The following is a 4,549-nucleotide window of genomic DNA, read 5'->3' as shown; positions in this document are numbered from 1 at the left end:
TGATCCCGTCGGCCACCAGTGCGGCCAGGCGCTGCTCGGCGGCGGCCCGGTTGCGCAGCTGCTCGCGGTGCTCCGAGGCGGTCACCGTGAGGGTGCCGTCCACCAGCCGGGGCCCGAGCCGGTCCACCAGGCGGTCGCGCTGCACCGGGGTGAGCACCGTGGACCGTGCCACGTCCCAGACCAGCTCGACGCGCGAGTCCGTCGTGTTGACGCCCTGCCCGCCCGGGCCGGACGACCGCGAGAACCGCACGCCCAGCTCGGCGCGCGGGATCACCAGCGACGCCGTCACCTGCAGCCCGGTCGTCATGGTCTCGATGGTCGCACGCGGCGCACCGTCGCCCGGGGCCTCAGGCCATCCACTGCACCCGGTCGCGGCCGTCGGCCTTGGCGCGGTACATGAGCTCGTCGACGCGACGCAGCACCGAGGCCGCCGGTTCCTCGGGGTTGAGCTCGGTGACCCCGAAGCTCGCCGTCACGTGGTGCCCCACCCGGGCGGAGACCTCGAGGGGGACGGAACGGCGCAGGCGCTCGGCGAGCTCCACCGCGTCGTCGCGCGCGGTCGCGGGCAGCACGATCGCGAACTCCTCGCCGCCGAGCCGCGCCAGCACGTCACCGGGACGCACCTGCCGGGCGGTCACGTCGGCCACCACGCGCAGCACCTGGTCGCCGAGCTCGTGGCCGTAGCTGTCGTTCACCTGCTTGAAGTGGTCGAGGTCGAAGTACACGACGCTCACCGGGTGGGCAGGTCCGACCAGACCCGCCTGGTGCCCGAGCTCCTCGAGCAGCCGCCGGCGGTTGGCGATGCCGGTGAGCTCGTCCAGGTAGGCCATGTCGCGCAGCAGGGAGGCCGTCGCATCGGCCCGCGCGGCGTCCGCCATCGCGGTGCTCACGTGCTCCTTCGCCCGGGACAGCACGAGCAGCAGCACGAGGAACACCCCCAGGTAGACCCCGTACCGCACCGACTGACGCACGTAGTCCGCACCGCCCGGCAGCCCGGACAGCGAGGTCGCGAGCACCACCGTGAACACGACCGCATACACCCCGCCGTGCACGAGGGCGGTGCGGGCGTGCTGGAACAGGAACCCGACCATGAGGCACACCACGACCGCCAGCAGCGGGGTCGGCATGAGGGAGGTCCAGGCGCTCTCGGCGTCCTGCTTCTCGGCGACCCGTCCGAGGGTGACCGCGATCCAGCCCACCTCGAGCAGGACGAGGATCGTGAGCGCGGCCTGCTGCGACCACTGCGGCCGGCGGGTCAGCACCCAGGCGAAGGTGAGCAGCACGATGCCCAGCGGCGGGTAGACCCAGCGCACCCAGGGGTCGTGCGCCTGCTCGCGCACCCAGGTGCTCGCGATCACCGGCGCACCGAACACGATCCCGAACGCGACGACCCGCCTGGCCAGCGTTGCCAGGTCCGTCGCCGACCGGGACCGTCCGGAACGACTGCTCATGGACCACGCCTCCCACCACCGGCCCGCCGGGCGAGCCGACCGACGGGGTCCCGGTGGGGTGGCGCCCGACCGGGATGGCCCAGTGTGGCATCGACCAGCGCATCGGGTGTGGCGAGCTCGTCGTGCGCGGGGTGCCGGTGTCGATGTGGGACCATCTCGCCCAGGTGCGCGGGGAGGCGGGGGTCGATGGGCAAGGGCAAGGCAGGGCTGATCGCGCTCGCGGTCGGGGTCCCGGTGCTGGCAGCGGGGGTCGCCTACGGCGTGCACTTCGCCGACCACGCGCTGCCGTGGACGACCGTGGCCGGTCAGTCCGTCGTCGGGCAGACGCGTGCGCAGGTCGAGGCCGGGCTGCGGGAGCGGGTGCAGACCGTCCAGGTGACGCTGCACGCCGGGTCGGCGACCCGGACCGGGTCCCTCGTCACGCTCGGGTCCCCGGTGGACGTGGCCGCGACCGTCGACGCGGTGTTCGCGCCCAACGCCTCCTGGGGCTCCAGGATGGTCGCCCTGGTGTCCCGGCACGAGGTGGTGCCGGTGGCCCGGCCGGACCGGACGACCTCCGACGAGGTGATCGCCGCCCTGGTCGCCGGTTCGGGCAAGGGCGGCACCGACGCCGCGGTCGTGCTGGCCGGCGACGGGGCGTCGTACGTCGTGACGCCGCCCGTCGCGGGCCGGACGGTCGACCCGACCGACTACGCGGCCGCGCTCGACGGTGCTGTGCGGTCGTTGCGGTCCACGGATGTCACGCTCACCATGGTCGATGCGACCCCGGCGGTGACCGCCGCCCAGGCGCAGCAGGTGGCCGACGCCGCGAACGCGATCGTCGCGCACTCCGTGTCGGTCTCGGACGGCACGGACACCCACGCGGCGACCGCCGCGGACAAGGCCGCCTGGGTCGCGGTGACCACCGGTGCCGGCACGTCGGGCTCGGCGACCGTCGACGCCGCGAAGGTGAGCGCCTGGGTGGAGCAGGCCGCCGCCGCCACGAACGTCACCGTCACCGACGGCGTCCGGGTGGTCGACGCCGAGGGCTCCGTCATGTCCGTCAAGCAGCGACCCGCCGACGGGCGCACGGCCACGAACGTCGACGCGGTCACCGCCGCGCTGGTCGCGGCGCTGCGGTCCGGTACCGACTACGCCGGCACCTTTACCTACGACACGGTGGCCGCGAGCTGGGTCGAGCAGCAGGTGAGCCCGGGCGACCTGGTCTATGCGGCGGCCGACGGCGAGAAGTGGATCGACGTCAACCTCACCGCGCACACCATGACGGCGTACGAGGGCTCGACCGTCGTGCGCGGCCCGATCGCCATGGTGAACGGTGCGAGGGCGACGCCCACCGTCATCGGCACGTTCCACATCTACACCAAGGTGCGCACCCAGACGATGCGCGGTGACAACGCCGACGGCACCCGCTACGAGACGCCGAACGTGCCCTGGATCTCCTACTTCTACTCCGGCTACGCCCTGCACGGCGCCCCGTGGCGCTCGTCGTTCGGGTACGCGGGCTCGCACGGGTGCATCAACCTGCCGGTGCCGGTGGCGCAGTGGATCTACACCTGGGCACCGGTCGGTACGGCGGTCGTCACCCACCGCTGAACCGACCCGTCGCCAGGGCGACCGCGGTGCGGCACACTCCCGCCATGGCCTTCCACGGGTTCGGCCCCGACGCGGTCGAGTTCTTCGTCGAGCTGGGGGCGCACAACGACCGCCCCTGGTGGACGTCGCAGCGTGAGCGGTACCGGACCTCGGTCGCGGACCCGCTCGCGGCGCTGGCCGACGAGCTGGTCGACGAGTTCGGCCCGGTGCACGTCTTCCGGCCGAACCGCGACGTGCGGTTCAGCGCCGACAAGCGCCCGTACAAGGAGCAGGCGGCGTTCGTCGCCGGGCACGGCGACGGGCAGCCGGGTGGGGGATCGCTCTACCTGCAGCTGTCCGCGGACGGGTTGGCCCTGGGCGGTGGGTGGTGGACGCCGGGCGCGGCGCAGCTCGCGGCCTTCCGGACCGCCGTGGACGACCCCGCGGTCGCAGCCGACCTGCAGGCGCTGCTCGCCGAGCTCGCCCGGACCGGGCTGGAGCTCGACCCCGGTGACCCGGTGGCCACGGCACCGCGCGGCTGGTCGCGCGAGCACCCGCAGATCGCGCTGCTGCGCAGGCGCCGGCTGGCGGTGCTGCACGCGCTCGAACCCGGACCGTGGCTCGCGACCGATGAGGTGGTCGACGTGGTGCGTCGTGACTGGCGGCTCACGCAGCGGTTCGTCGGCTGGTTGCAGGAGCACGCCGCAGCCGACTGAGCGCCGGCGGGTGCGGTGTCAGTGCGCGCCGGCGCCCTTGACCAGCTCGACCGCCTTGCCCACGTTGAGCGTCCAGCCGACCCCGAACACGTGCGGGCCCACGAGGTCACCCTGCGGGTTCCACACCCGGTCGCGGATCCGCTCGCACGTCGGCAGACGGAAGTCGTAGGGCACGAACCCGGCGACGGACCCGTTCCAGGTGCGCTCGTCCGCGGGGGTGCGCAGCTCCTTGACGACGGCGGCCACGGTGAGCCCGATCGCCACCAGCCGGAGCGCATCGCCCACCCGGTGGCACCGGCAGCGACGCGGGTGCTCGTGGTTCTCGGGGTGCGGGTGCTCGTGGTGCTGCGTGCCGTGGTGCTCGTGACGCGATCCCATGGGGACCTCCTCGTCTGTCTGGTCGTCCCATCGTCCACCCTGGGCCTGCCGGGTGCGCGGGGCGAAGATCCTCTCCACCCCGGTGCGTGACGGGCCGGCGGCTCAGCCCTGGGCGAGCGCCAGGAGCACGAGGCCGACGACCGCCACGACCGCACCCAGGTAGTAGGCCCGCGGCGGGCGGTACCCCTCCAGCCAGCGTGCCACCGGGATGGAGACCAGCGGCGCCGTCGCCGCCACGGCCTGCACCACCCCGGGCTGCAGGCTCTGCAGTGCCCACACCATCGCGGTCACGCCCAGGACCGGGCCGAACAGGGCGTTCGCCCCGACCCAGAACCACGGGGCGTCCGGCAGCCGGCCGCCGAACCGGCCCAGCTCGCTGCGCGTGGGGACGGTGCCCGGGGCGAAGGCGCCGACGGGGTCGAGCGCGCGGCG

General features: G+C 74.0%; 6 protein-coding genes. 2 read left to right on the top strand and 4 right to left on the bottom strand.

Going from position 1 to position 4,549, the window contains the following annotated elements; all coding sequences use genetic code 11:
• Both arfB and F2B26_RS14660 read right to left on the bottom strand, forming a co-directional pair.
• On the bottom strand, positions 1–307 hold a 307-nt coding region (gene arfB / locus F2B26_RS14665), incomplete at its 3' end, for an alternative ribosome rescue aminoacyl-tRNA hydrolase ArfB (protein WP_159810619.1).
• A 40-nt stretch (positions 308–347) separates the two neighbouring features.
• The gene (locus F2B26_RS14660; protein WP_159810617.1) at positions 348–1,451 is read right to left on the bottom strand and encodes a GGDEF domain-containing protein; all 1,104 of its coding nucleotides are present in this window, start codon (positions 1,449–1,451) and stop codon (positions 348–350) included.
• A 186-nt stretch (positions 1,452–1,637) separates the two neighbouring features.
• Here F2B26_RS14660 and F2B26_RS14655 point away from each other — a divergent pair, with 186 nt between their 5' ends.
• Positions 1,638–3,044 (top strand): L,D-transpeptidase, encoded by a 1,407-nt coding sequence (locus F2B26_RS14655; RefSeq protein WP_159810615.1) that lies wholly within the window; start codon positions 1,638–1,640, stop codon positions 3,042–3,044.
• 44 nt (positions 3,045–3,088) lie between these two features.
• Positions 3,089–3,739: a DUF2461 domain-containing protein gene (locus F2B26_RS14650; RefSeq protein WP_159810613.1), complete on the top strand. Its 651-nt coding sequence runs from the start codon at positions 3,089–3,091 to the stop codon at positions 3,737–3,739.
• Between the two features lie 18 nt (positions 3,740–3,757).
• Here F2B26_RS14650 and F2B26_RS14645 read toward each other — a convergent pair whose 3' ends face one another.
• A complete protein-coding gene (locus F2B26_RS14645) occupies positions 3,758–4,117 on the bottom strand; it encodes a hypothetical protein (RefSeq protein ID WP_235929698.1) in 360 nt (119 codons plus the stop codon).
• Between the two features lie 102 nt (positions 4,118–4,219).
• Positions 4,220–4,549 (bottom strand): EamA family transporter (locus F2B26_RS14640; protein WP_159810611.1); only part of this gene is annotated, 330 nt, incomplete at its 5' end.

The sequence above is a fragment of the Cellulomonas citrea genome, assembly GCF_009829685.1.
Lineage (GTDB): Bacteria > Actinomycetota > Actinomycetes > Actinomycetales > Cellulomonadaceae > Cellulomonas > Cellulomonas citrea.
Note: the sequence above shows the minus strand (reverse complement) of the source record. Positions and strands in the feature narration are given on the sequence as shown.

What these genes read in the sequence shown, in the direction of transcription:
- F2B26_RS14650 (WP_159810613.1), top strand. Translation starts at nt 3,089, where the DNA reads ATGGCCTTCCACGGGTTCGGCCCCGACGCGGTCGAGTTCTTCGTCGAG.
- F2B26_RS14645 (WP_235929698.1), bottom strand. Translation starts at nt 4,117, where the DNA reads ATGGGATCGCGTCACGAGCACCACGGCACGCAGCACCACGAGCACCCG.
- F2B26_RS14655 (WP_159810615.1), top strand. Translation starts at nt 1,638, where the DNA reads ATGGGCAAGGGCAAGGCAGGGCTGATCGCGCTCGCGGTCGGGGTCCCG.
- F2B26_RS14660 (WP_159810617.1), bottom strand. Translation starts at nt 1,451, where the DNA reads ATGAGCAGTCGTTCCGGACGGTCCCGGTCGGCGACGGACCTGGCAACG.